Annotated in this window: 20 protein-coding genes; 11 read left to right on the top strand and 9 right to left on the bottom strand. The window is 63.1% G+C overall.

The window, feature by feature from the left end; genetic code table 11:
* Positions 1-147 precede the first annotated feature (147 nt).
* From DCG74_RS28930 to DCG74_RS28945, 4 genes are all read left to right on the top strand, one after another.
* Positions 148-1,653 carry a M81 family metallopeptidase gene (locus DCG74_RS28930; protein ID WP_172783057.1) on the top strand — a complete coding sequence of 502 codons (1,506 nt, stop codon included), beginning with the start codon at positions 148-150 and terminating at the stop codon, positions 1,651-1,653.
* Positions 1,654-1,666: 13 nt separating this feature from the next.
* Positions 1,667-2,839, top strand: coding sequence for a M20 aminoacylase family protein (locus DCG74_RS28935; RefSeq protein WP_172783056.1), 1,173 nt, complete (start codon positions 1,667-1,669; stop codon positions 2,837-2,839).
* Complete coding sequence (locus DCG74_RS28940) at positions 2,832-4,253, top strand: amidase (protein WP_172783055.1); 1,422 nt, start codon at positions 2,832-2,834, stop codon at positions 4,251-4,253. The genes DCG74_RS28935 and DCG74_RS28940 overlap by 8 nt, the downstream gene beginning before the upstream one ends.
* Before the next feature lie 166 nt (positions 4,254-4,419).
* Positions 4,420-5,310: a crotonase/enoyl-CoA hydratase family protein gene (locus tag DCG74_RS28945; protein ID WP_172783054.1), complete on the top strand. Its 891-nt coding sequence runs from the start codon at positions 4,420-4,422 to the stop codon at positions 5,308-5,310.
* Positions 5,311-5,413: 103 nt separating this feature from the next.
* Here the strand turns inward: DCG74_RS28945 and DCG74_RS28950 are convergent, their stop codons facing one another.
* The 3 genes from DCG74_RS28950 to DCG74_RS28960 form a co-directional block, all read right to left on the bottom strand.
* On the bottom strand, positions 5,414-6,391 hold the full coding sequence (locus DCG74_RS28950) for an NADPH:quinone oxidoreductase family protein (RefSeq protein ID WP_172783053.1): 978 nt from the start codon (positions 6,389-6,391) through the stop codon (positions 5,414-5,416).
* Positions 6,391-6,999 (bottom strand): 2-hydroxychromene-2-carboxylate isomerase, encoded by a 609-nt coding sequence (locus DCG74_RS28955; RefSeq protein ID WP_172783052.1) that lies wholly within the window; start codon positions 6,997-6,999, stop codon positions 6,391-6,393. The genes DCG74_RS28950 and DCG74_RS28955 overlap by 1 nt, the downstream gene beginning before the upstream one ends.
* Positions 7,000-7,133: 134 nt before the next feature.
* Positions 7,134-7,835, bottom strand: coding sequence for a glutathione S-transferase N-terminal domain-containing protein (locus DCG74_RS28960; protein ID WP_172783051.1), 702 nt, complete (start codon positions 7,833-7,835; stop codon positions 7,134-7,136).
* A 146-nt stretch (positions 7,836-7,981) separates the two neighbouring features.
* On the opposite strand from DCG74_RS28960, the gene DCG74_RS28965 reads away from it, so the two are divergent.
* Positions 7,982-9,004: a methionine synthase gene (locus DCG74_RS28965; RefSeq protein ID WP_172783050.1), complete on the top strand. Its 1,023-nt coding sequence runs from the start codon at positions 7,982-7,984 to the stop codon at positions 9,002-9,004.
* 182 nt (positions 9,005-9,186) lie between these two features.
* On the opposite strand, the gene DCG74_RS28970 is transcribed toward DCG74_RS28965, so the two are convergent.
* The 5 genes from DCG74_RS28970 to DCG74_RS28990 all read right to left on the bottom strand — a co-directional run bounded on the left by DCG74_RS28970 (position 9,187) and on the right by DCG74_RS28990 (position 14,545).
* Positions 9,187-10,407, bottom strand: coding sequence for a hypothetical protein (locus DCG74_RS28970; RefSeq protein ID WP_172783049.1), 1,221 nt, complete (start codon positions 10,405-10,407; stop codon positions 9,187-9,189).
* Positions 10,408-10,678: 271 nt separating this feature from the next.
* Complete coding sequence (locus DCG74_RS28975; protein ID WP_172783796.1) at positions 10,679-11,317, bottom strand: hypothetical protein; 639 nt, start codon at positions 11,315-11,317, stop codon at positions 10,679-10,681.
* A 23-nt stretch (positions 11,318-11,340) separates the two neighbouring features.
* Complete coding sequence (locus DCG74_RS28980) at positions 11,341-13,149, bottom strand: ATP-dependent endonuclease (protein WP_172783048.1); 1,809 nt, start codon at positions 13,147-13,149, stop codon at positions 11,341-11,343.
* Positions 13,150-13,243: 94 nt separating this feature from the next.
* Positions 13,244-13,771, bottom strand: coding sequence for a xanthine phosphoribosyltransferase (gene gpt / locus DCG74_RS28985; RefSeq protein WP_008562986.1), 528 nt, complete (start codon positions 13,769-13,771; stop codon positions 13,244-13,246).
* Between the two features lie 36 nt (positions 13,772-13,807).
* Positions 13,808-14,545 (bottom strand): molybdopterin-binding protein, encoded by a 738-nt coding sequence (locus DCG74_RS28990; protein ID WP_172783047.1) that lies wholly within the window; start codon positions 14,543-14,545, stop codon positions 13,808-13,810.
* A 277-nt stretch (positions 14,546-14,822) separates the two neighbouring features.
* Between DCG74_RS28990 and DCG74_RS28995 the strand changes: the two genes are divergently transcribed.
* From DCG74_RS28995 to DCG74_RS29020, 6 genes are all read left to right on the top strand, one after another.
* Positions 14,823-16,241, top strand: a complete 1,419-nt coding sequence (locus DCG74_RS28995; protein WP_172783046.1) for a circularly permuted type 2 ATP-grasp protein — start codon at positions 14,823-14,825, stop codon at positions 16,239-16,241.
* 4 nt (positions 16,242-16,245) lie between these two features.
* Positions 16,246-17,190, top strand: a complete 945-nt coding sequence (locus DCG74_RS29000) for an alpha-E domain-containing protein (protein WP_172783045.1) — start codon at positions 16,246-16,248, stop codon at positions 17,188-17,190.
* Positions 17,191-17,298: 108 nt separating this feature from the next.
* On the top strand, positions 17,299-18,147 hold the full coding sequence (locus DCG74_RS29005) for a transglutaminase family protein (protein ID WP_172783044.1): 849 nt from the start codon (positions 17,299-17,301) through the stop codon (positions 18,145-18,147).
* Between the two features lie 66 nt (positions 18,148-18,213).
* Complete coding sequence (locus DCG74_RS29010) at positions 18,214-18,621, top strand: carboxymuconolactone decarboxylase family protein (RefSeq protein WP_172783043.1); 408 nt, start codon at positions 18,214-18,216, stop codon at positions 18,619-18,621.
* Positions 18,622-18,826: 205 nt separating this feature from the next.
* Entirely contained in the window at positions 18,827-19,585 is a 759-nt protein-coding gene (locus tag DCG74_RS29015; protein ID WP_025037198.1) for a proteasome-type protease, read from the top strand.
* Between the two features lie 26 nt (positions 19,586-19,611).
* Positions 19,612-20,370 carry an SDR family oxidoreductase gene (locus DCG74_RS29020; protein WP_172783042.1) on the top strand — a complete coding sequence of 253 codons (759 nt, stop codon included), beginning with the start codon at positions 19,612-19,614 and terminating at the stop codon, positions 20,368-20,370.
* A 209-nt stretch (positions 20,371-20,579) separates the two neighbouring features.
* On the opposite strand, the gene DCG74_RS29025 is transcribed toward DCG74_RS29020, so the two are convergent.
* Positions 20,580-21,818 carry an MFS transporter gene (locus tag DCG74_RS29025; protein WP_172783041.1) on the bottom strand — a complete coding sequence of 413 codons (1,239 nt, stop codon included), beginning with the start codon at positions 21,816-21,818 and terminating at the stop codon, positions 20,580-20,582.
* Positions 21,819-21,936: the final 118 nt, after the last annotated feature.

A 21,936-nucleotide genomic window follows, 5' to 3' on the forward strand; every position in this document is an offset into this window, starting at 1 on the left:
TTCGCGCTACGCGCGCCCCGGAATGACGGCGGAGCAGCATTCCCAAAACAGCTTGAGGCCATGCACGGCGCGATGGCCTCTCACCTTGCTCTCTCCGCAGGGCCAAGGCTAACGTCGCGCACTTTCAAAACGCTGGACCTGAACTGAATGACACGCATCGCCGTCGGCGGCTTCCTGCACGAGACCAACACCTTCGCTCCGACCAAGGCGACCTTCGCCGACTTCCAGCATGGCGGCGGCTGGCCGGCGATGACGCAAGGCCAGGACGTGCTGAAGGTGATGCGGCGCATCAATGTCGGGCTCGCCGGCTTCGTCGACAGCGCTGAAGCGAACGGTTGGGAACTTGTTCCGACGATCGCCTGCGGTGCGAGCCCCTCCGCTCACGTCACCAAGGACGCATTCGAACGCATCGTGAAGGTCATGGTCGACGGCATCGCCGCCGCCGGGCCGATTGACGCCGTCTATCTCGACCTGCACGGCGCCATGGTGACCGAGCATCTCGACGACGGCGAAGGCGAGATTCTCGCGCGTGTGCGCCGCGTCATCGGCAAGGATGTTCCGCTGGTCACCAGCCTCGATCTCCATGCCAACGTCACGCCCGAGATGATGGAGCACGCGGACGCGCTGATCGCCTACCGCACCTATCCCCATGTCGACATGGCCGAGACCGGCCGCGCCTGCGCGCGGCACCTCGCGCTGCTGCTGCAGACGAAGCAGCGCTTCGCAAAGGCGTTCCGGCAATTGCCGTTCCTGATCCCGATCAGCTGGCAATGCACCAACGACCAGCCCACCAAGGGCATCTATGAAAAGCTCGCCGCCCTGGAGAGCGATGCCGTCCCGACCCTCTCTGTCGCGCCCGGCTTCCCCGCCGCCGATTTCCGCGACTGCGGCCCGAGCGTGTTCGCCTATGGCAAGACGCAAGCAGACGCCGATCGCGCGGCGGACGCGCTTCTGAAGCTGATCGAAAGCCATGAGGACGATTTCGACGGCACGATCTGGTTGCCCGACGACGGCGTGCGCCACGCCATGGAACTTGCCAAGAGCGCCAGCAAGCCGATCATCATCGCCGACACCCAGGACAATCCCGGCGCCGGCGGCGATTCCGACACGACGGGCATGCTGCGCGCGCTGGTGCGCAACAGAGCGAGTGCGGCAACCGGCGCGATCTACGATCCGGAATCGGCCAAGGCCGCGCATGCGGCCGGCGTCGGCGCCACCGTGACGCTGTCGCTCGGCGGCAAGTCCGGCATTCCCGGCGACGCGCCCTATCGCGAGACTTTCGTGGTCGAGCAGCTTTCCGACGGCCGCTTCATCGCGCCCGGACCGTATTACGGCGGCCGCGAGATGGAGATGGGCCCGTCCGCAGCCTTGCGCATCGGCGATGTCCGCGTCGTCGTCTCCTCGCACAAGGCGCAGCTCGCCGACCAGGCGATGTACCGCTATGTCGGCATCGAGCCGACCGAACAGAAGATTTTGGTCAACAAGAGTTCGGTGCATTTCCGCGCCGACTTCGAGCCGATCGCCGAGAAGCTGATGATCTGTGCCGCGCCCGGCGCGATGCCGGCCGACACTGCTTCGCTGCCCTGGACGCGCCTGCGACCCGGCATCCGCATCAAGCCGAACGGCCCCGTTTTCAATCCACCTTCACGCTAACCGGACAGGACACATGCCCACGATCGATCGCATCGACGGCTACGCCGACGAACTCACTGCCATCAGGCGCGACCTTCACGCCCATCCCGAGATCGGCTTCGAGGAAGTGCGCACCTCCGGCATCGTTGCCGACAAGCTGAAGAGCTGGGGCATCGAGGTGCATCGCGGCCTCGGCGGCACCGGCGTGATCGGAGTCATCAAGGGCAAGGGCTCCGGCAGCAAGCGCATTGGGCTGCGCGCCGACATGGACGCGCTGCCGATGGAAGAGAACACCAATCTGAAATGGAGCTCGAAGATCCCCGGCCGCTTCCACGGTTGCGGCCATGACGGCCACACCACCATGCTGCTCGGCACCGCGCGCTACCTCGCCGAGACCCGGAATTTCGACGGCACCGTGCACCTGATCTTCCAGCCGGCCGAGGAAGGCCTCGGCGGCGCCCGCGCCATGATCAAGGACGGCCTGTTCGAGAAGTTCCCGTGCGACGAGCTCTATGGCCTGCACAACGCGCCCGACCTCAACCACGGCGAGATCGCGATCCTGCCCGGCCCGGCGATGGCCAGCGCCGACTTCTTCGACCTGCGCATCACCGGCTACGGCGCGCATGGCGCGATGCCCGAGCGCTCCAAGGACGCTGTGATCATCGCGACCACGCTGGCGCAGGCGATCCAGACCATCGTCAGCCGCAACGTCGACCCGCTGCAGGCTGCGGTGGTGTCGATCACCCAGATCCATGCCGGCTCCGCCTACAACGTCATTCCCGGCGACGCGCATCTGTGCGGCACCATCCGCACCTTCTCGAAGGAAGTGCGCACCCTGGTCAGCGAGCGCATCCGCACCATCTGCGCCGGCATCGCGAGCGCCTATAATTGCGCGATCGACGTCGACATCCGCGACACCTTCAACGTGCTGGTCAACCAGGTCGAGCAGTCCAAGGTGGTCGAGGAGGTCGCGCGCACGATCGTCGACCCCGCCAACGTGATCACCCGCACCCAACCGAAGATGGGCAGCGAGGATTTCGCCGACATGTTGGAGACCATCCCCGGCGCTTACTTCTGGGTCGGCCATGACGGCTCGGTGCCCGTGCACAACCCCGGCTTCGTGCTCGACGACAAGATCCTGCCGATTGGCGCCAGCATGTTCGCCCGCATCGTCGAGACGCGCATGCCGGTGGGTGGCAATGCATAAAAAGAGCGTCGAGGAAGCGGTCACCTCGCTGCACGATCTGTCCGCGGTCGACCTGATCGCGGGCTATCGCGCCAAGCAGTTCTCGCCGAGCGAGGTGCTGGAGGACGTGCTCGCGCATGTCGCGGCGTGGGAACCGCATCTGAAGGCGCTCTATGCGTTCGACCCCGACGGCGCGCGCGAGGCCGCCAAGGCCTCGACCGCGCGCTGGAGCGGCGGCGAGCCGTCCGGCGCGCTCGACGGCGTGCCTGTCACGGTGAAGGACAACATCGCGACCAAGGGCGTGCCGGTGCCGCTGGGCGCGGCCAGCGTGAAACTCGTGCCGGCGGAGAAGGATGCGCCGCCCGCCGCGCGGCTGCGCGAGGCAGGCAGCATCATCTTCACCAAGACCACCATGCCCGATTACGGCATGCTGTCCTCCGGGCTCTCCTCGTTCCATGCGCTCGCGCGCAATCCGTGGGACCTCAGCAAGAATCCCGGCGGCTCCAGCGCCGGCGCAGGCGCCGCTGCTGCGGCCGGCTATGGCCCCTTGCATCTCGGCACCGATATCGGCGGCTCGGTCCGTCTGCCCGCCGGCTGGTGCGGCCTCGTCGGCCTGAAGCCCAGCTTCGGCCGCGTGCCGATCGATCCCACCTATGTCGGCCGCGTCGCAGGCCCCATGACCCGCACGGTCGATGATTGCGCACTGATGATGAGCGCGATCGCCAAGCCCGACCGGCGCGACGGCATGAGCCTGCCGGCCGAGCCGCTGAACTGGAAGGGACTGGAGAAGTCGCCCCGCAAGCTGCGCATCGGCTTGATGCTAGATCCTGGGTGCGGCCTGGCGCTGGAGAAGCCCGTGCGCGAGGTCGCGGTGAAGGCCGCGAAGGCGTTCGAGTCCGCTGGCAGCGTCGTCACCGAGGTCGACGGCATCCTCACGCGCGAGATGCTCGACGGCCTCGACAATTTCTGGCGCGCGCGGATGTGGGACGATCTGACCAGGCTAACGGCGACCGAGCAGGCCAAGGTGCTGCCCTATATCTTCAGATGGGGCGAGTCCGGCGCGAAGCTCTCGGGCGTCGATGTCATCCGCGGCTTCAACCAGACCATGGCGATCCGGGCCGCGGCCTCGAAGCTGTTTTGCGAGCTCGACTATGTGATCTCGCCGACCGCGCCGAACGTGAACTTTCCGGCGGAATGGGCTTCGCCGACCAACGATCCCATGAAGCCGTTCGAGCACATCGCCTATACCGTGCCGTGGAATATGTCGGAGAACCCGGCGATCTCCCTCAACGGCGGCTTCGACGCCAAGGGCTTTCCCATCGGCGTGCAGATCGTCGGCCGCCGCTTCGACGACATCGGCGTGCTCGGCATGGCCAAGGCGTTTGAAGGTCTCCGCGGCCCGCAGCGGCCCTGGCCGAAGCCGCCGGCGAAGTAGATCTTCCGTCATTCCGGGGCGCCGCGAAGCGACGAGCTAGGTGCGCAATTGCGCACCTGAGAATCCATAACCACGATAATGAGTATGGATTCCGGGCTCGCGCCAAGAGGCGCGCCCCGGAATGACGTGCTAAAGAGAGAATAAGAAACAAAGGAAGGAAACCACCATGGCGTATGAGACGATCAAATACGAGGTCGCCGAGCAGATCCTCACCATCACGCTGAACCGGCCCGACAAGCTCAACGCCTTCAACGCGCAGATGCAAAGGGAGCTGATCGACGCGTTCGACGCCGCCGACAAAGATGACAATGTCCGCGCCATCATCGTCACCGGCGCCGGCCGTGGCTTTTGCGCGGGCGCCGATCTGTCGTCCGGCGCCGACACGTTCGACCGCGACGCGCGGCGCGGGCCGGTCAAGCGCTTCGCCGACGGCAAGGTCGACTATAGCGACCCGCAGGTGCGCGACGGCGGCGGCCAGGTGACCTTGCGCATCTTCAAGTGCCTCAAGCCCGTGATCGCCGCGGTGAACGGCCCGGCTGTCGGCATCGGCGTCACCATGCAGCTTGCGATGGACATCCGCATCGCCTCGGAGGCGGCGCGGTTCGGCTTCGTGTTCTCCCAGCGCGGCATCGTCCCGGAGGCGGCCTCGAGCTGGTTCCTGCCGCGCATCGTCGGCATCTCGCAGGCGCTGGAGTGGTGCTATTCGGGCCGCGTCTTCCCGGCCCAGGAAGCCCTTGCCGGCCGCCTCGTCAGCAAGGTGGTCGCGCCGGACGATCTGCTGCCGACCGCACGTGCGCTGGCCAAGGAGTTTTGCGCCAAGACCGCGCCGGTGTCGGTCGCGCTGATCCGCCAGATGATGTGGCGCATGATGGGCGCCGACGATCCGATGGAGGCCCACAAGGTCGACAGCCGCGGCATCTACGCCCGCGGTCGCTCCGACGACGTCAAGGAAGGCGTGGTGTCGTTCCTGGAGAAGCGGCCGGCGCAGTTCAAGAACAGGGTCTCGACGGACATGCCGGATTATTTCCCGTGGTGGACGGAGCGGGAGTATAAGTGACGCTCTCGTAGGGTGGGCAAAGCGAAGCGTGCCCACGATTCAGGTTGCGACGGAAAGATGGTGGGCACGGCGCAAGAGCGCCTTTGCCCACCCTACGAGACCGTCACTGCATCAGCAGCGCGACCCGTCCGATCGCCTTGCGGTCGATCAACAGCCGCATCGCCTTCGCATAATCCTCCAGCGGCAGGCGATGCGAGACGTTGGGGCGCAGCTTGCCCTCCTCCGCCCATTGCAAGAGCGCCTTCAGGCGGACCTCTCCGAGCGCAGGATTCTTGCGCACCGCTTCGCCGGCGCGCACGCCGAGCACACTGGCGCCCTTGATCAGCAACAGATTGGTCTTGGCCGAGCCGATGCCGCCGGTGAAGCCGATCACCAGCAGCCGCGCGCCCCAGGCGATGCAACGCATCGAATCTTCGAAGACCTGGCCACCGACGGGGTCGAACACGACGTCCGCGCCGCGGCCGTCGGTGATGCGCTTGACGGCATCGCGAAACGGCTCGCGGTCGTAGCGGATAAGATGATCGGCGCCGCGCGATCTCGCGATCTCAAGCTTCTCGTCGCTGGAGGCGGTCGCGATCACGTTCGCACCCAGCATCTTGCCGATCTCCACGGCGGCAAGGCCGACGCCGCCGCCGGCGCCGTGGACCAGCAGCACCTCGCCCGGCGCGACCCGGCCGCGATCGATCAACGCATGATAGGCCGTGCCGTGGCCGGCGAGATAGGTCGCAGCCTCGGCATAGTCGAAGGTGGACGGCATGGGGGTGAGCTGCGACGGCGTCACCACGGCTTCATCGGCAAAGGCGCCATGGCGCATCTTGACGATGACCTTGTCGCCGACGGCAACGCCGCTCGCCTCCGCCCCCACCTCTGTCACGTCACCGGCCGCTTCCATGCCGGGCGTGAACGGCAGCTCGGGCTTGAGCTGATACTCGCCCGCCGCCATCAGCACGTCGGGAAAGTTCAGCCCGGCGGCGCGGATGGCAACGCGCACCTCGCCCGGCTTCAGCGCGCGCGACGGAAATTCTTCCAGCCGCAAAGTCTCGGGCGCGCCGAGTTCGCGGCAGATGACGGCGCGCACCATCAGGCCGCGCTCGCCTTGCTGCGCTGAAGCGCTTCGCGGATCAGCGGCAGGCGGTCATTGCCGAAATACATGTCGGTCTTGTTCACGAAGATGGTCGGCGAGCCGAAGCCGCCGCGCGCCATCACCTCCTCAGTATTGGCCTTGAGCTGGTCCTTGATGTCCTGCTCGGCAATGCCGGCGAAGAACTTCTGCTCGTCGATGCCGACTTTCCTGCAGATCTCCGCGAGCACCGCGTCTTGCGAGATGTCCTTGTCCTCGCCCCAATAGGTCTCGAACACAGATGTCGCGAACGGCACCATGTCCTGACCGAGCCAGAGGCAGCCGCGCATCGCCTTGACGCTGTTCACGGGAAACACCGTCGGCGGCATCTTGATGGCAAGGCCCGCCGAACGCGCCCAGTCGGCGAGGTCCTTCTTCATGTAGCGCGCCTTCAGCGGCACCGGCTTCTCGCGCTGCGCGTAGACGCTCGGATTGACCGTGTTGAAGATGCCGCCGACCAGGATCGGACGCCAGGTGATGGCGGCGCCGAGCTCTTTGGCGAGCGGCTGGATGTTGTGGAAGGCGAGATAGGTCCAGGGGCTGGAGCAGTCGAAGAAGAATTCGATCATGGGGGTTCCTTGTGTCTTGTTTCTCTCGATCTCTCCCCCGTCATTGCGAGCGAAGCGAAGCAATCCAGAGTCTTTCCGCGGAACCAGTCTGGATTGCTTCGCTTCGCTCGCAATGACGAGGAGGGAGCGGAGGCCTACTTCCTTCCCAACACTTCCTTAGCCCGCTGGCCGAACATGATCTTGCGTGATTCCTCGTCGAACGGCTCCTTCACGAATTTTCCAATCGCGAGCCCCGCCTGCACCTGCGGTCTGGCGCGGACCTCGGCATACCAGCGTTTGACATTGGGAAAGTCGTCGAGCGTAAAACCCTGCGCCTTGTGCGTCATGGTCCAGGGGAAGCAGGCGATGTCGGCGATGGAATAGTCGCCGGCGACATAGGCGCCGGTCTTGGCCAATTGCCGGTCGAGCACGCCGTAGAGCCGCGCCGCCTCGTCGCGATAGCGTTCGATCGCGTAAGGGATCTTCTCGGCCGCATAGAGCGCGAAATGGCCGTGCTGGCCGAGCATCGGCCCAAGGCCCGCCATCTGCCACATCACCCGCTGGATCGTGGTGGAGCGGCCGCGCAAATCGGACGACAGCAAGCGACCGGTCTTCTCCGCGAGATAAACCAGGATCGCGCCGGTCTCGAACGCCGAGAACGGCGCGCCGCCATCAGCGGGATCGTGATCGACGATGGCGGGAATGCGGTTGTTCGGAGAGATCGCCAGAAACTCAGGATTGAACTGCTCGCCGGCGCGGATATTCACCGGGATCACCTTATAAGGCAACCCGAGTTCCTCCAGCATGATCGAGACTTTCCAGCCGTTCGGCGTCGGCGCGTAATAGAGGTCGATCATGACCTTTCCATTGGCCTTTCCTCTGGCCCTTGCTTGGGCCTTTCCCTGTCGCCGCTGCTGGAATGGAGAGCGACTTTCGTTGTTCTGTACCTCAACGTTAGGACATGGCAGGAAGGGGCGCAACTCAACCTGCCGGGAGGGCCGCCATGCTGTTTCCAACCACGATCGCCGGCTCCCTGCCGAAGCCGGAATGGCTCGCCGAGCCCAACATGCTCTGGGCGCCCTGGAAGTCCGAAGGCGACGAGCTCGCCCGCGCCAAGCGCGATGCGACGCTGATCTGGCTGAAGATCCAGGAGGACGCCGGCATCGACATCGTCACCGAAGGCGAGCAGGCGCGGCAGCACTTCGTGCACGGCTTCCTGGAGAAGATCGAGGGCATCGATTTCGCTCACAAGGTCGAGATGGGAATCCGGAAAGATCGCTACAAGGCGATGGTGCCGCAGGTGGTCGCGCCGCTCCGGCTGAAGGGCCGCGTCCATGATCTCGAGGCGCGCGTCGCGCGCACGCACACGAAGAAGCAGGTGAAATTCACCCTGCCTGGCCCGATGACCATCATCGACACCATTGCCGATCGCTACTACGGCGATCGGGTCAAGATGGCCTTTGCCTTCGCAGAGCTCTTGAACGAGGAAGCCAAGGCCTTGCAGGCCGACGGCGTCGATCTCGTGCAGTTCGACGAGCCCGCCTTCAACGTCTACATGGACGAGGTCAACGATTGGGGCATCAAGGCGCTGGAGCGCGCCGCGCAGGGCCTCAGCTGCGCCACCGCCGTGCACATCTGCTACGGCTACGGCATCAAGGCCAACACCGACTGGAAGGAGACGCTCGGCAGCCAGTGGCGGCAATACGAGCAGATCTTCCCCGCGATCGATGCCAGCCCGATCCAGCAGGTCGCGATCGAGTGCCGCAATTCCAAGGTGCCGCTCGACCTGCTCGCGCTGCTCAAGAACAAAATCGTGCAGGCCGGCGTGATTGACGTCGCCAGCGACACGGTGGAGACGGCCGAGGACGTCGTGAAGGTGATCGAGGCGGTGTCGCAATTCGTGCCGAAGAGCAACATCATCGCCACCACCAATTGCGGCATGGCGCCGATGCGGCGCGAGATCGCCGAAGCCAAGCTGATGGCGCTCGGCGCGGGCGCGGCGGTGGCGCGCGAGAGGCTGGGGTGATCGCCGTAATTCGGCCAGCGATTGTCATCGCGGCGCTCATCGCAACCGCGGCATTTGGCACAAGCGGAAGGACGCCAAGCCATGGTCGAGCGGGCGTCCAGCGGCTTGCCCTACTCATCTACGGCCGTCCGCGTCGACCATGGCGTAGCAGCCGATCAAGGGGCGCGTTTCCCCTACGCACACTATGGTCTCAGTTGTTCGACTAGCTCGCGACCTTCCAGAGTCAACTTAAAGCGCTCTCCGGCCTCGTCAATTGCGCGAACTAGATTGGAGTCTATCAGTTCCTTAAGGGCGCGCTCCCACTGTGATCGCGATCGCGGATACTTCGGATGGATAAAATCCTTACGATTTGTGTTGATAACTACCGTACCGCCCTTCGTTCCGTAGATGATAAGACCTTCTGAATCGACCGACGCCTCGGTCAAGAGCGTTTTGGCATCGGCACTCAGTGAGAGTTTCGTCACTTGGCCATCGGCTTGAACAACCATTTTGGCTGCGAATGCTTGCGATTGGGACCGAATAAAATCAGCAGCTTGGTAGCCCTCTCTCGTAAGCTGAAACACTTGGCCTTTGCTGCCTCTATCCTTAATCATCCTATACTGGCGCAGCTCTTCGAGTGCCCCTTCCCAATTCGCAGCGGAACGCGGGTCATTATCCTCGATGAAGTTCTTACCATTAGTCTGCAATGCAGGCCCAGACATCATCCTGATGTACATGATTGTACCGTTCGCGTCCGTTGCGGCTTCGAGCAGAAGAGTCTTCGCTTCGGGACTGAGGTCGGGTACTACCTGGATGTAGTCGAGGCTCTCTCCCCGCTTCAAGCGTTCCGCAATTTCAATAAAGGTTGGATCAGGCACAGGTGAAGTAGCGGGCAGGTCGTCAGGAACAAAATACGGATCGTCGTTGAGTTTCGTGGTCAAATGCTGACGGAATTTTTCCTTAAACTCGTCGTGCGATTTGTAGCTGTTTAAGAGGCCGCGCGGCTTGCACCAATCATCCCGGAATTTTACCAGAGCCTGATACTCAGGCGAGGCGCCGCGATCAAGCGGTGCATGGACATCGGAAAAATAGACCATCGTTGGCTTGCCCTCAGCCATGTGCCGCTGAAGCTCTTCGACGGATCCGCCAGGAGCCACGCCCGTCGGAGTGCCCAAACGGGTCCAAAAGATCGCAACCACAAGGTCGGCATCCTTGAGAATCTGTTCGTTCAAAATTCCTTGCGCTCGATCGCCCATCATTGGATGCGAGTGAGTCTCCCAGCGGACTGGCTGAAGTATGATCTTGCGTGATCTAGAATTTGCAGCATTCCAGTGTTGTACAACCTCTTGAGCAAGATCACGCTCAATGGCGACATCTCCGGGGGAGGCAATAAGCACATTGAAAACGATTGCGGCGTATGACATTTGGACGTTCCATAGCAGGCTGCAACTATCTAGACGGAAGATCCGCTGCTCACAACTGCCATCGTCAGCACCGACTGCTACTTCCCACGCCGCAAGGACTTCACGATAGGCATAGGCACACGACGCCATCGTCAGATATCGCGACGCGAGCATTGCAAGGCGGCTGCCCCCTATGTGGCATTAGTCCTTCGCAGCGGGCAAGGACGATTTGCCAACCGCTGCTACCTGTATCGATATTGCTCTACCTTGGCCGTGAGGACTTCCCTAATCCTCACCCCGTACCAGGTACGGGAACGGCGTCCGCGCTGGGATGCAATATAGCTTCGTAGCCCGCGCTCAGAGCACGTAGGATTGAAGGCGGCGTCAGCAACATCGGACGATCGAGCGCGCGTGCATACGAGGCGTAGCCCGCGAACGACCACAACAGCGCTCTGCCCTGAGTTATCAAAAAGCTCTCGTCATCCTGTTGAACCATCGTGCCATCGGGTAATTCGGCCAGCGGCACCGGCAGCGGATGCAACCGCTTGCGGCCGCGGTCCAGACGCTCCCGATGCAACTTTGCATCCATCGCCTTTGCACTCACCTTGCTGGCGCCATTGCCGCTCTCCCATGCCGCGCGGAAGCGGTTGGCATCGTCCCGGCGGCAGAAGAAGCAGGGGCGATGACCGGCGGCAAGAGCTGTAGCTTCGTCGAAAAAAAAGAGCTCGGTCCAGCTCCGCCGCGCCATCACCGGGCGACGCCAGCCCCGAAACTCACACAGACATGTAATCCAGGCCGGCGAGGACCAGCGCTTCTTCAGCAGCGTCCGTGTCGCGGGATCGTGGATGATGCCGCGATTGCCGGTGAACATGCCGCGATGAGGGGTGGCGATGATGTCACCGGTGGGCAGGACGCGGTTTTGGAGAGGCATGGCCGCATCAACATCATGCTTGGTCAATCCGACCCAACAACTGCTTGCGCCGCAAACGCCGATAGGTCAGCAATCAGGATTTTCATCCCCTCGGGAATTTCGTCCGACGTCATAGCATCAACAATGGCCGTGGCGGTAATATTAATCCCGTACTTGCCCTGAAGATAGGCGTTCACAGCGCTCAATGCGTCCTTCCCGGGAATGATAGTCAGCCGTGACCCTGGCGAATTCCAGATTGCCTCAAACTCATCGAGAATAGCTTGACTTAACGTGGCCTCATGGAGGCCTGATGATTTTTGACGCTCGAAGGCGCGGCGGGATGCCAGATACTGGGCTAGTACATAGCTCCTCTTCTGTTGAGAAAAATCTTCCAAGAACTTCACGGCGAACGATTCAAATGCAGGAGCCTCTCTCCCGGACCTTCTGGCTTGGTCTGTCAATCTTCGTTCAGCAGCTCGATCAATCGCCTTGGGCACCAAGACAAAGTTCTCGATCTCTTTGCAACGATGAATAGCCACAAGTGAACAGAATCGCTGGCATTCGTCCGCGATTGCTTGGCGCTCGACTTCACTTCTGTAATCTCGATCTAGGACGGCAGCTCCGAGAATGGAGCCACCCAACGTGGTTTCCATTCCAGCCTTGAGGTTTCGTATTCTTTCAGGGTTGAAACCCTCGACTGGGACCACAGCAAAGCAGCTTCGATTGCCTACGGTTGAAGCATTCAGTTTAAACGCAAACTTCGATAATAGTTGAAAATCTTGACCTTCGACAAACACCACCCGACGCGACTTTGCAAGTTGGGTTAGTATGGGATTCAAATTGGACCCCAATATCGAAAACACTTCCTCCAGTTGCGCTGCCTGCTTGATTCTTCTCCCGCTGTTGCGGCGCTTGTTTATGAGCACAATGTCGTCAGTCTCCGCCTCGGTAATGATTTCGGTAGAGTGCGTAGCAATCAACACGTCAGGTCCCATATCGCGCAAAAGGCCGATCAACTGACGCTGCAACTCGGAATGAAGATAGATGTCCGGCTCGTCGATCAGAAAGAGAGCTGTATCGCTGGATTGAATGATGTGGGTAAGCATCTGGCACCAGACTTGGAACCCGAATCCGGCCCAAAAAATCTCCCGCGGAATGCGTTCTTCGGGGCAAAACATATGGAGCTTGGGTTTTCCAAAGGACCCATCAACAACGGGTGGCTGAATGTCCATTCCAGGCCACGTCCGGACAAGGGCCGATCGAAACTCATCGAATTTTTGCGGGAAATGGTACCAAATATTTCGAAAATTTCTGGCCGCGCGATAGTTGAAGAGCGCTAGACGAGCTGCCTCCTGCTCATAAAGTGTCTCATTGTGTTCGAGCGGACCAAGTATCGGCACGAAACCAATCTTGCAATTGAAGTTTGATTTGAAGGTTGCTGGGGTGTGGCTTGATTTGCCCTTCGCCTGAGCCATTAGGTAACACGAGCCCTGCTCGGGAAAGTAGAGGACGAGTTCATTCGCGTTCGACAGCACGAATCGAATTAGCGCTGGCTCTGAGTCATCGTAATTATAGAAGAGATTTTCCTCCGCAACCGAAATGCCGCTTAAATCTATTCGGTACCCATGAGTCGGACCCGTCCCCTTCGGCCCATTTATTACCTCGGCTTTCCGGCTGTGAGCACGTCGCATGCCGGCTGCCAAGATGCGGAAGGCAGCCAAGATTGTCGACTTCCCTGCATTGTTAGGTCCAACAAGAATATTGAAGTGGCGCAATGAAAGGCTAAACTTCTTGAAGGCTTTGAAACGGGTAAATTCGACACGCACAAAGCGAGTCGCATCATCGTTCTTCATATTCCTCCGATGCAGGCTATAGCCGCCTTCCCTTTTCTAGAATCTGCGCCATCAACCGATCGGCCGTTGAGAACCATGAACGATGTGACCAATCTCACGCCGCCCCGTCGCGCAGTGGCGGGTGGTAGGACAGCGCGGTGTCCCAGGGGAAGAAGATCCAGGTGTCCTGCGATACCTCGGTAATGAAAGTGTCGACCAGCGGGCGTCCCATCGGCTTGGCGTAGACGGTGGCGAAATGCGCATCGGGGAGCATCTCGCGCACCAGCTTGCCGGTCTTGCCGGTGTCGACGAGGTCGTCGACGATCAACAGGCCCTTGCCGGTGCCGCCGCCGAGCTTCATGGCCGCCTCGGAAATGCCTTTGAGCACCTGGAGGTCGCCCTGCTTGTTGTGGTCGTAGCTGGCGATGCAGACCGTATCGATCACGCGCACCCCCAGCTCGCGCGCCACGATCGCGGCCGGCACCAGGCCGCCGCGGGTGATCGCGATCACCGCATGGAACGGACCGACCTCGTTGAGCCGCCAGGTCAGCGCCCGACAATCCCGGTGGAACTGATCCCACGAGACGGGGAAGGCCTTGCCTGCCCGCTCCTGCGCACTCAGTTCCGGTGCTTCACCAGCCATCGCCTTTCTCCTGCAATCTCGTCCGGCAATTCTCTGCTAGCGGTTGACGTTCAATCCCGCCAGCATTTCCTTCACCGCGGCCATTGCCGCCCCGAGCTTCTCCGGATCGCGCGAGCGCACCACTAGGTTGGTGTTGGGCTTCTGCTCCTCGTCCATGAAGGGATAGCTGCCAATGATGGTGTCGGGATGGGCGGCGGCGATCGCCCGCAGCGGGCCGCCGATGTCGCCCTCGCGTGCGTTGGCGCGGACCGACTCGGACAGCATGCGCACGCCCGACTTCAGCTTGGGCGCGACGATGTCCATCATCGCCTGCATGATCGAGGGCACGCCGGCCATGACGATGACATTGCCGATCTTGAAGCCGGGCGCGAGGATGGTCGCGCTCTGGATCAGCTCGGCGCCGTCGGGGATGCGGGCCATGCGCAGGCGGGCCTCGTTGAGGTCCTGCTCGCTCCAGCGCTCGCGGAAGCGGGCGACCACCTCCGGGTGATGGTCGATGCCGACGCCGAACGCCTTGGCGACGCTATCTGCGGTGATGTCGTCATGGGTCGGCCCGATGCCGCCGGTGGTGAAGACGTAGGTGTAGCGATGCCGCAGTGCATCCAATGCGGCGATGATGTCGGGCTCGTCGTCGGAGACGACACGGACCTCCTTCAGGTCGATGCCGATATTGGTCAGGTATTCGGCGATGAAGCCGATATTCTTGTCCTTGGTCCGGCCGGACAGGATTTCGTCTCCAATGACCAGAATACCCGCCGTGACGATCTCGCTCATGCCTTAAGTCCCTCACCTGTGACGCCGACTTTGCCGAGGTAACGCGTTGAAGTCACGCGGTTTTGCTTCCGAAATAAGCAGTCTTCAGCCATTTTTTCAGGCACGCCACCGGCCATCGGCGGCAAATGCCCCTTCTCCATGCTTATCGCGCTGGCCCGGCCCTTGCTACCACATGAAAGTCATGCACTGTTGACGCGTGGCCAGGACGTTGCGGTCTTCACCAAGGCCTGACGATCTGTCGAATGGCGCAACGCCTTGCGGAGACAAGTCGGGATCTATGGCAGTCGCGTTTGATGAAATGAACATTCCCGGCGGGGACCTTCGCCCCGCCTATCAGGAGCTGGCACGCTGGCTCAAGGAGACGCCTCCCGAGGCGCTTGAATATCGCCGCCAGGAAGCCGAGCTCCTGTTCCGCCGGATCGGCATCACCTTCGCAGTCTACGGCGATTCCGAATCCACCGAGCGCCTGATCCCCTTCGATGTGATTCCACGGATCATGTCCGCCAAGGAATGGGGCGTCCTGGAGAAGGGCCTGAAGCAGCGCGTGCGCGCGCTCAACATGTTCTTGCGCGACATCTATCACGGCCGCGACATCCTTCGCGCCGAAATCGTGCCCGACGATCTGATCTTCCAGAATCCGGTGTTCCGGCCCGAGATGAACGGCCAGCAGGTGCCGCATGACGTCTACGTGCACATCGCCGGCATCGACATTGTCCGGGTCGACGCCGAGGACTTCATCGTGCTGGAGGACAACGCCCGCACGCCGTCGGGCGTCTCCTACATGCTGGAAAACCGCGAGATCATGATGCGGCTGTTTCCGGATCTGTTCGCCCGCCACAGGGTGGCGCCGGTCGAGCGCTATCCGGACGAGCTGCTCGCCGCGCTCCGCTCGGTCGCGCCGCAGAGCGCTTCGGGCGAGCCGACGGTGGCCCTGCTCACCCCGGGCGTCTACAATTCGGCCTATTACGAGCACTCCTTCCTCGCCGACAAGCTCGGCATCGAGCTGGTGGAAGGCCGCGACCTCGTTGTCAAGAACAACGAAGTGTTCATGCGCACGACGGAAGGGCTGAAGCGAGTCGACGTGATCTATCGCCGCGTCGACGACGACTTCCTCGATCCCCTCACCTTCCGTCCCGATTCCGTGCTCGGCGTGCCCGGCCTGATGTCGGCCTATGCGGCCGGCAACATCACGCTCGCCAACGCCGTCGGCACCGGCATCGCCGATGACAAGGCGATCTACTCCTACATGCCCGACATCGTGAAATTCTATTTGGGCGAGGAGCCGATCCTGAAGAACGTGCCGACCTGGCGCTGCCGCGAGCCGAAAGACCTTGCCTATGTGCTGGACAATCTGAGCGAGCTCGTCGTCAAGGAAGTGCACGGCTCCGGCGGCTACGGCATGCTGATCGGTCCTGCCGCGACCAAGGCGACGATCGAAGCGTTCCGCGACAAGCTCAAGCGCGAGCCGGAAGGTTTTATCGCCCAGCCGACGCTGGCGCTTTCGACCTGCCCGACCTGCACCGCCTCGGGCCTCGCCCCGCGCCACGTCGATCTTCGCCCCTTCGTGCTTACGGGCAGCAAGAGCACAACGATCGTGCCGGGTGGCCTCACCCGCGTCGCGCTCAAGGAAGGCTCCCTGGTGGTGAACTCGAGCCAGGGCGGCGGCACCAAGGACACCTGGATTTTGGACGAGTAGAGAGATGCTGTCGCGTACTGCCGAAAACCTCTACTGGCTCGCCCGCTACGTCGAACGGGCCGAATATCTCGCGCGCACCATCGATGCGACGCTGCGCGTCACCGCGCTTCCCGCCGCCTATATCGGCAAGACCAATGAATGGGATTCGGCGCTGCTCACCGCCGGCGTCGCTGCGAGCTTCTATCAGGCCTATGAGGAAGCCAACGAGCACAATGTCGTCGAGTTTCTCTCGTTCTCCCAGAACAACCCGTCCTCGATCCGAAACTGCATAGAAGCGGCGCGGCTGAACTCGCGCTCCGTGCGCACGGCGCTCACCAGCGAAATGTGGGACACCATCAACTCGGCGTGGATCGAGCTGCAGGCGGTGTGGAGCAAGGGCACCTCGACGCGCGAGGACCTCGCAAAATTCCTGCGCTTCGTGCAGGAGACCTCGCTGCGCTTCGACGGCTCGGCCTACCGGACCATGCTGCGCAACGACGCCTATTGGTTCTCGCGCATGGGTGTTCACCTGGAACGCGCCGACAACACCGCGCGCATTCTCGACGTGAAGTACCACGTGCTGCTGCCCGAGGAAGAGCATGTCGGCGGCCCGCTCGACTTCTACCAGTGGAGCTCGATCCTGCGCTCGGTCTCGGCGCTGACGGCCTATCACTGGGTCTATCGCGAGACGCTGAAGCCCTGGCTGATCGCGGACCTCCTGATCCTCAACGACACGCTGCCGCGTTCGCTCGCCAGCTGCTACGGCAACCTCGTGCGCAACCTCGACCAGATCGGCGTCGCCTATGGCCGCCAGGGCCCGGCCCAGCGCCACGCCCGCGGCATCCGCAACCGACTGGAACACAGCAACATGAACGACATTTTCCAGCATGGCGTGCATGAATTCATTCAGGAATTCATCGCGGACAATTCCAGGCTGGGCGAAATCATCACGAAGCAGTATTTGATTTGATCCACGCTGTCGTTCCGGGATGGTCCGAAGGACCAGACCCGGAATCTCGAGATTCCGGGTTCGATGCTGGCGCATCGCCCCGGAATGACGCCAGAACAACGGTCCACCATGCGCCTGCGAATCCAGCACACCACGACTTATCGCTACGAGCCGCCGGCCACCAGCGTGATCCAGATTCTGCGCATGACGCCGGGTAGCCATGACGGGCAGTACGTCGCGGAATGGCAGATCGACGTCTCCACCGACACCAAGCTCGAGATGCATGAGGACGCGTTCGGCAACGTCACCCACGTGCTGTCCTGCGGGCCCGTCGGCGACATCCAGATCATTGCCGAAGGGCTGATCGAGACCCACGACACCGGCGGCGTGCTGCGCGGCGCCGATGAGCGGTTTCCCGCCGGCATGTTCCTGCGCGCCACCGATCTCACCTCCGTCAATCCGGCGATGGCGGCGGTCGCGCGCCAGTTGCGCAGCGAGGCCGAGAGCGACACGCTGGGCTTCCTGCACACGCTGATGACGCAGGTTGCCGATCACATGACGTTCGACGAGGACCCCACCAACAGCGGCACGTCCGCGGCGGAGGCGTTCACGCTCAAGCGCGGGGTCTGCCAGGATTACGCGCACATCTTCATCGCCTGCGCCCGCGCCGGCGGCGTGCCGGCGCGCTTCGTCTCCGGGCATTTCCTGCGGGCGGACGACACGGTGCACCAGGACGCCGGCCATGCCTGGGCGGAGGCCTACGTGGCCGATCTCGGCTGGGTCGGCTTCGATCCCGCCAACAGCATCTGCGCCACCGACGCCCATGTCCGCGTCGCAATCGGGCTCGACTATCTCGGCGCCGCCCCGGTGCGCGGCACGCGCTACGGCGGCGGCACGGAAACGCTGACGGTGGCGGTGAAGGTCGAGCAGGCCGGCCGCGGCGGGCAGTCGCAATCGCAGTCCCAGCGGCAGGGCTAGGAGCTGCCAGCCGAACGCATTCGGCGTGCTACACTTGCGGGATCGGATCAGACCGGCGAGGTACCCATGGCCACCGTAAAACTGCTTTCGGACGATGAGCTCTCCAGCGAGGCGCGCGCCGTCTTCGACGATATCCGCAAGGTGCGGAAATCGGACTTCGTCAACAATTTCTGGCGCGCGCTGGCGCATGATCCGAAGACGCTGCGGCGAACCTGGGAGAGCATCAAGGAGGTGATGGCTCCGGGCGCGCTCGATCCCAAGGTCAAGGAAATGCTCTACGTCGCGGTGTCGATCGCGCATGGCTGCAGCTATTGCATCCACTCCCACACCGCCGCCGCGCGGGCCAAGGGCATGACCGAGGCCGAATATGGCGAGCTGCTCGCCATCGTCGGCATGGCCGCGGAGACCAACCGGCTGGTCACGGCGCTCGGCGTGCCCGTCGACGAGGCGTTTCTGGTCGATGCGGCGGACTGAGGCCTGAGTGGAGCGCTAAGCCGATTCCTCGTCATTCCGGGGCGCGCGTAGCGCGAGCCCGGAATCCATTCATCCACCACTCTGCGGCCCGATGGATTCCGGGCTCGCGACTTCGTCGCGCCCCGGAATGACGGCCGGAATCGGGGGTTGGAGTGGCCCCTGAAATTGGCTAGTAATTCCGCGCAAACGCGTTCGGGGACTGGAAATGACCTATTGCTGCGGAATCCTGGTTCGGGACGGTCTGGTGATGATCGCCGACACCCGCACCAATGCCGGCCTCGACAACGTCTCGACCTTCCGCAAGCTGCACATCTTCTCCAAGCCCGGCGAGCGCATCATGGCGATTGCCAGTGCCGGCAACCTCGCCATCAGCCAGTCGGTGCTGTCGACGCTGACCGAGGGCCTCGAAGACCCCAACACGGGCGAGATCGAGACGCTGATGAACGCGCCGACCATGTTCCAGGCGGCCCAGCGCATCGGCCGGGCGATCCGGGCGGTGCATGCCACCGAAGGGCCGGCGCTGAAATCCGAGGATGTGTCCTTCGACGTCTCCTTCCTGTTCGGCGGCCAGATCAAGGGCGCGCGCATGCGCCTGTTCATGGTCTACACCGCCGGCAATTTCATCGAGTGCACCACCGACACGCCCTACCTGCAGATCGGCGAGCACAAATACGGCAAGCCGGTGCTCGACCGTGCCATGCACTACGACGTCGAGCTCTACGAGGCGCTGAAGACGGGCCTGATCTCGATGGACTCGACGATGCGCTCGAACCTCGGCGTCGGCCTGCCGATCGACGTGCTGGTGGTGCGCACCGACGCCTGCGAAGCCGATCTCAACCACCGCATCGAGGCGGGCGAGCCTTACTTCCACGACCTGCGCTCACGCTGGTCGGCGGCCTTGCGCGCGGCTCACCAGAATATTCCGCGCCCGCCCTACAAGAACGACAAAGAACCCAAAACCTGACAGCAGAAGAGAAAAGGCAGGAAACGATGAGTGACGCGAAAAAGATCGCATTGGTGACGGGCGCCGGCACCGGCGTCGGGCGAGCGGCGTCGCTGGCGCTGATGAACACCGGCTTCACCGTGGTGCTCGCAGGGCGCCGGCTCGACATGCTCGAGGAGACGGCGAAGCTCGGTCCCGCCGGGAAAAGCCTCTGCGTCACCGCCGACATGACCAAGCCGGACTCCATTGCCGCGCTGTTCGACAAGGTGAAGGCGACCTATGGCCGGCTCGACGTGCTCTTCAACAATGCCGGCATGGGCGCGCCGGCCGTGAACTTCGAGGACCTCAGCCTCGAGCAATGGCAGGCGGTGGTGAACACCAACCTCACCGGCCCGTTCCTGTGCACCCAGCACGCCTTCCGCATCATGAAGGACCAGACCCCGCGCGGCGGCCGCATCATCAACAACGGCTCGATCTCGGCCCACGCGCCGCGGCCGTTCTCGGCGGCCTACACCTCGACCAAGCACGCCATTACCGGCCTGACCAAGGCCAGCAATCTCGACGGCCGCATGTACGACATCGCCGTCGGCCAGGTCGACATCGGCAATGCCGCAACCCCGATGACCGACCGCATGGTCAACGGCCCCGGCGTGCTGCAGCCCGACGGCACCACCAAGCACGAGCCGCGCATGGATGCGAAAGCGGTCGGCGATGCCGTCGCCTACATGGCCAGCCTGCCGCTCGATGCCAACGTGCTGACCATGACGGTGATGGCGACCAAGATGCCGTTCGTGGGGCGAGGCTGAAACCAAACTGCGAAAACAACCCCATGCACAGTAGGCGGCGTGGGGTTGCAACGGGCTTCGGCGCGCGAGGGTGACGTCAGCTAAATCCCGGCGCTGCCTCCACAATCGTCATTGCGAGCGCAGCGAAGCAATCCAGGCTGCCTCCGCGGCACGATTCTAGATTGCTTCGTCGCAAGGGCTCCTCGCAATGACGTGGAGAGAGCGGTGCCCTACTCCAGGCTCTCCACCTTGCGCAGGGTCGGAAACAGCTTCATCCACAGCAGCGCCACGGCCACCGTACAGACGCCGCCGAGCACGGCGGCGGGCATGACGCCGAACAGGGCGGCGGTGAGGCCGCTCTCGAACTGGCCGAGCTGGTTCGAGGCGTTGATGAACAGGAAATTCACCGCGCCGACGCGGCCGCGCATCTCGTCGGGCGTCGACAGCTGCACCAGCGAGAAGCGGATCACGACGCTGATCGTGTCGGCCGCGCCGAGAATCGCGAGCGACAGCACCGACAGCCACATCCAGGACGACAGCGCGAACACGATGGTGGCGAGGCCGAACACGATCACCGCCTGGAACATGCGCAGGCCCACATGCCTGGAGATCGCGTGTCGCGCCAGCACCATGGTCATCAGCAAGGCACCGACCGCGGGCGCGGCGCGCAGCACGCCGAGCCCGACCGGGCCGGTCTGGAGGATGTCGCGGGCATAGATCGGCAGCAGCGCCGTGACGCCGCCGAACAGCACGGCGAACAAATCGAGCGAGATGGTCCCGAGGATTGCCGGGTTGCTGCGAATGAAGCGGACACCGGCGAAGATGTTGTCGGAGTCCATCCCCTCCCTTGCGATCGCCTGCGGGCGCGGACGGATGAAGCCGGTCAAAATCATCCCCAACACCCAGAACAGGACCATCACGGCATAGGCCAGGTGCGGGGCGATTGCGTAGGCGATGCCGCCGAGCGCAGGTCCCGTGATGGTCGCGACCTGCGCCGCCCCACTGGAGACGGCAGTGGCGCGCTGGAGCGAGCCCTGCGGCGCGATCAACGGCAGCAGCGCCGCCGTGGTCGGGCTCTCGAACGCGCCGGCGATCCCGAGCAGGAAGGTCGCGATGAAGATCTGCACCTCGCTGACCGCGCCGAGATAGGTGATGGTCGCGAGATAGAGCGCGGTCGCGGCCTCCACCAGCTGGCAGAGCTGGACCACGCGCTTGCGCTCGTAGCGGTCGGCGGCGTGGCCTGCGACGAACACCAGAAGCGCCGTGGGCAGGAACTGGACGAGGCCGACCATGCCGAGGTCGAAGGCCGAGCCGGTGAGATCGTAGATCTGCCAGCCGATCGCAACCGCCGCGATCTGGCTGGAGAAGCGCGACAGGCTGCGCGAGAGCAGGAAGAACAGGAAGGCGCGGTGGGCGAGAAGCGCGCCGGCGCTGACCGGTCGATGTCCGGATATTGGCTGCTCTGGCATCGCCTGTCGGGTCACCCTCGGACCGCTCTTTCCCTCGATGTCGAAGGCCTCCCGCGTGGCCGAGGTGGCCCCGCTTGTCAACACTGGGGCGTTTCCGGCCGGTCCCGGCATTGCCTTT

It is taken from the genome of Bradyrhizobium sp. WBAH42 (genome assembly GCF_024585265.1).
Classification (GTDB): Bacteria; Pseudomonadota; Alphaproteobacteria; order Rhizobiales; family Xanthobacteraceae; genus Bradyrhizobium.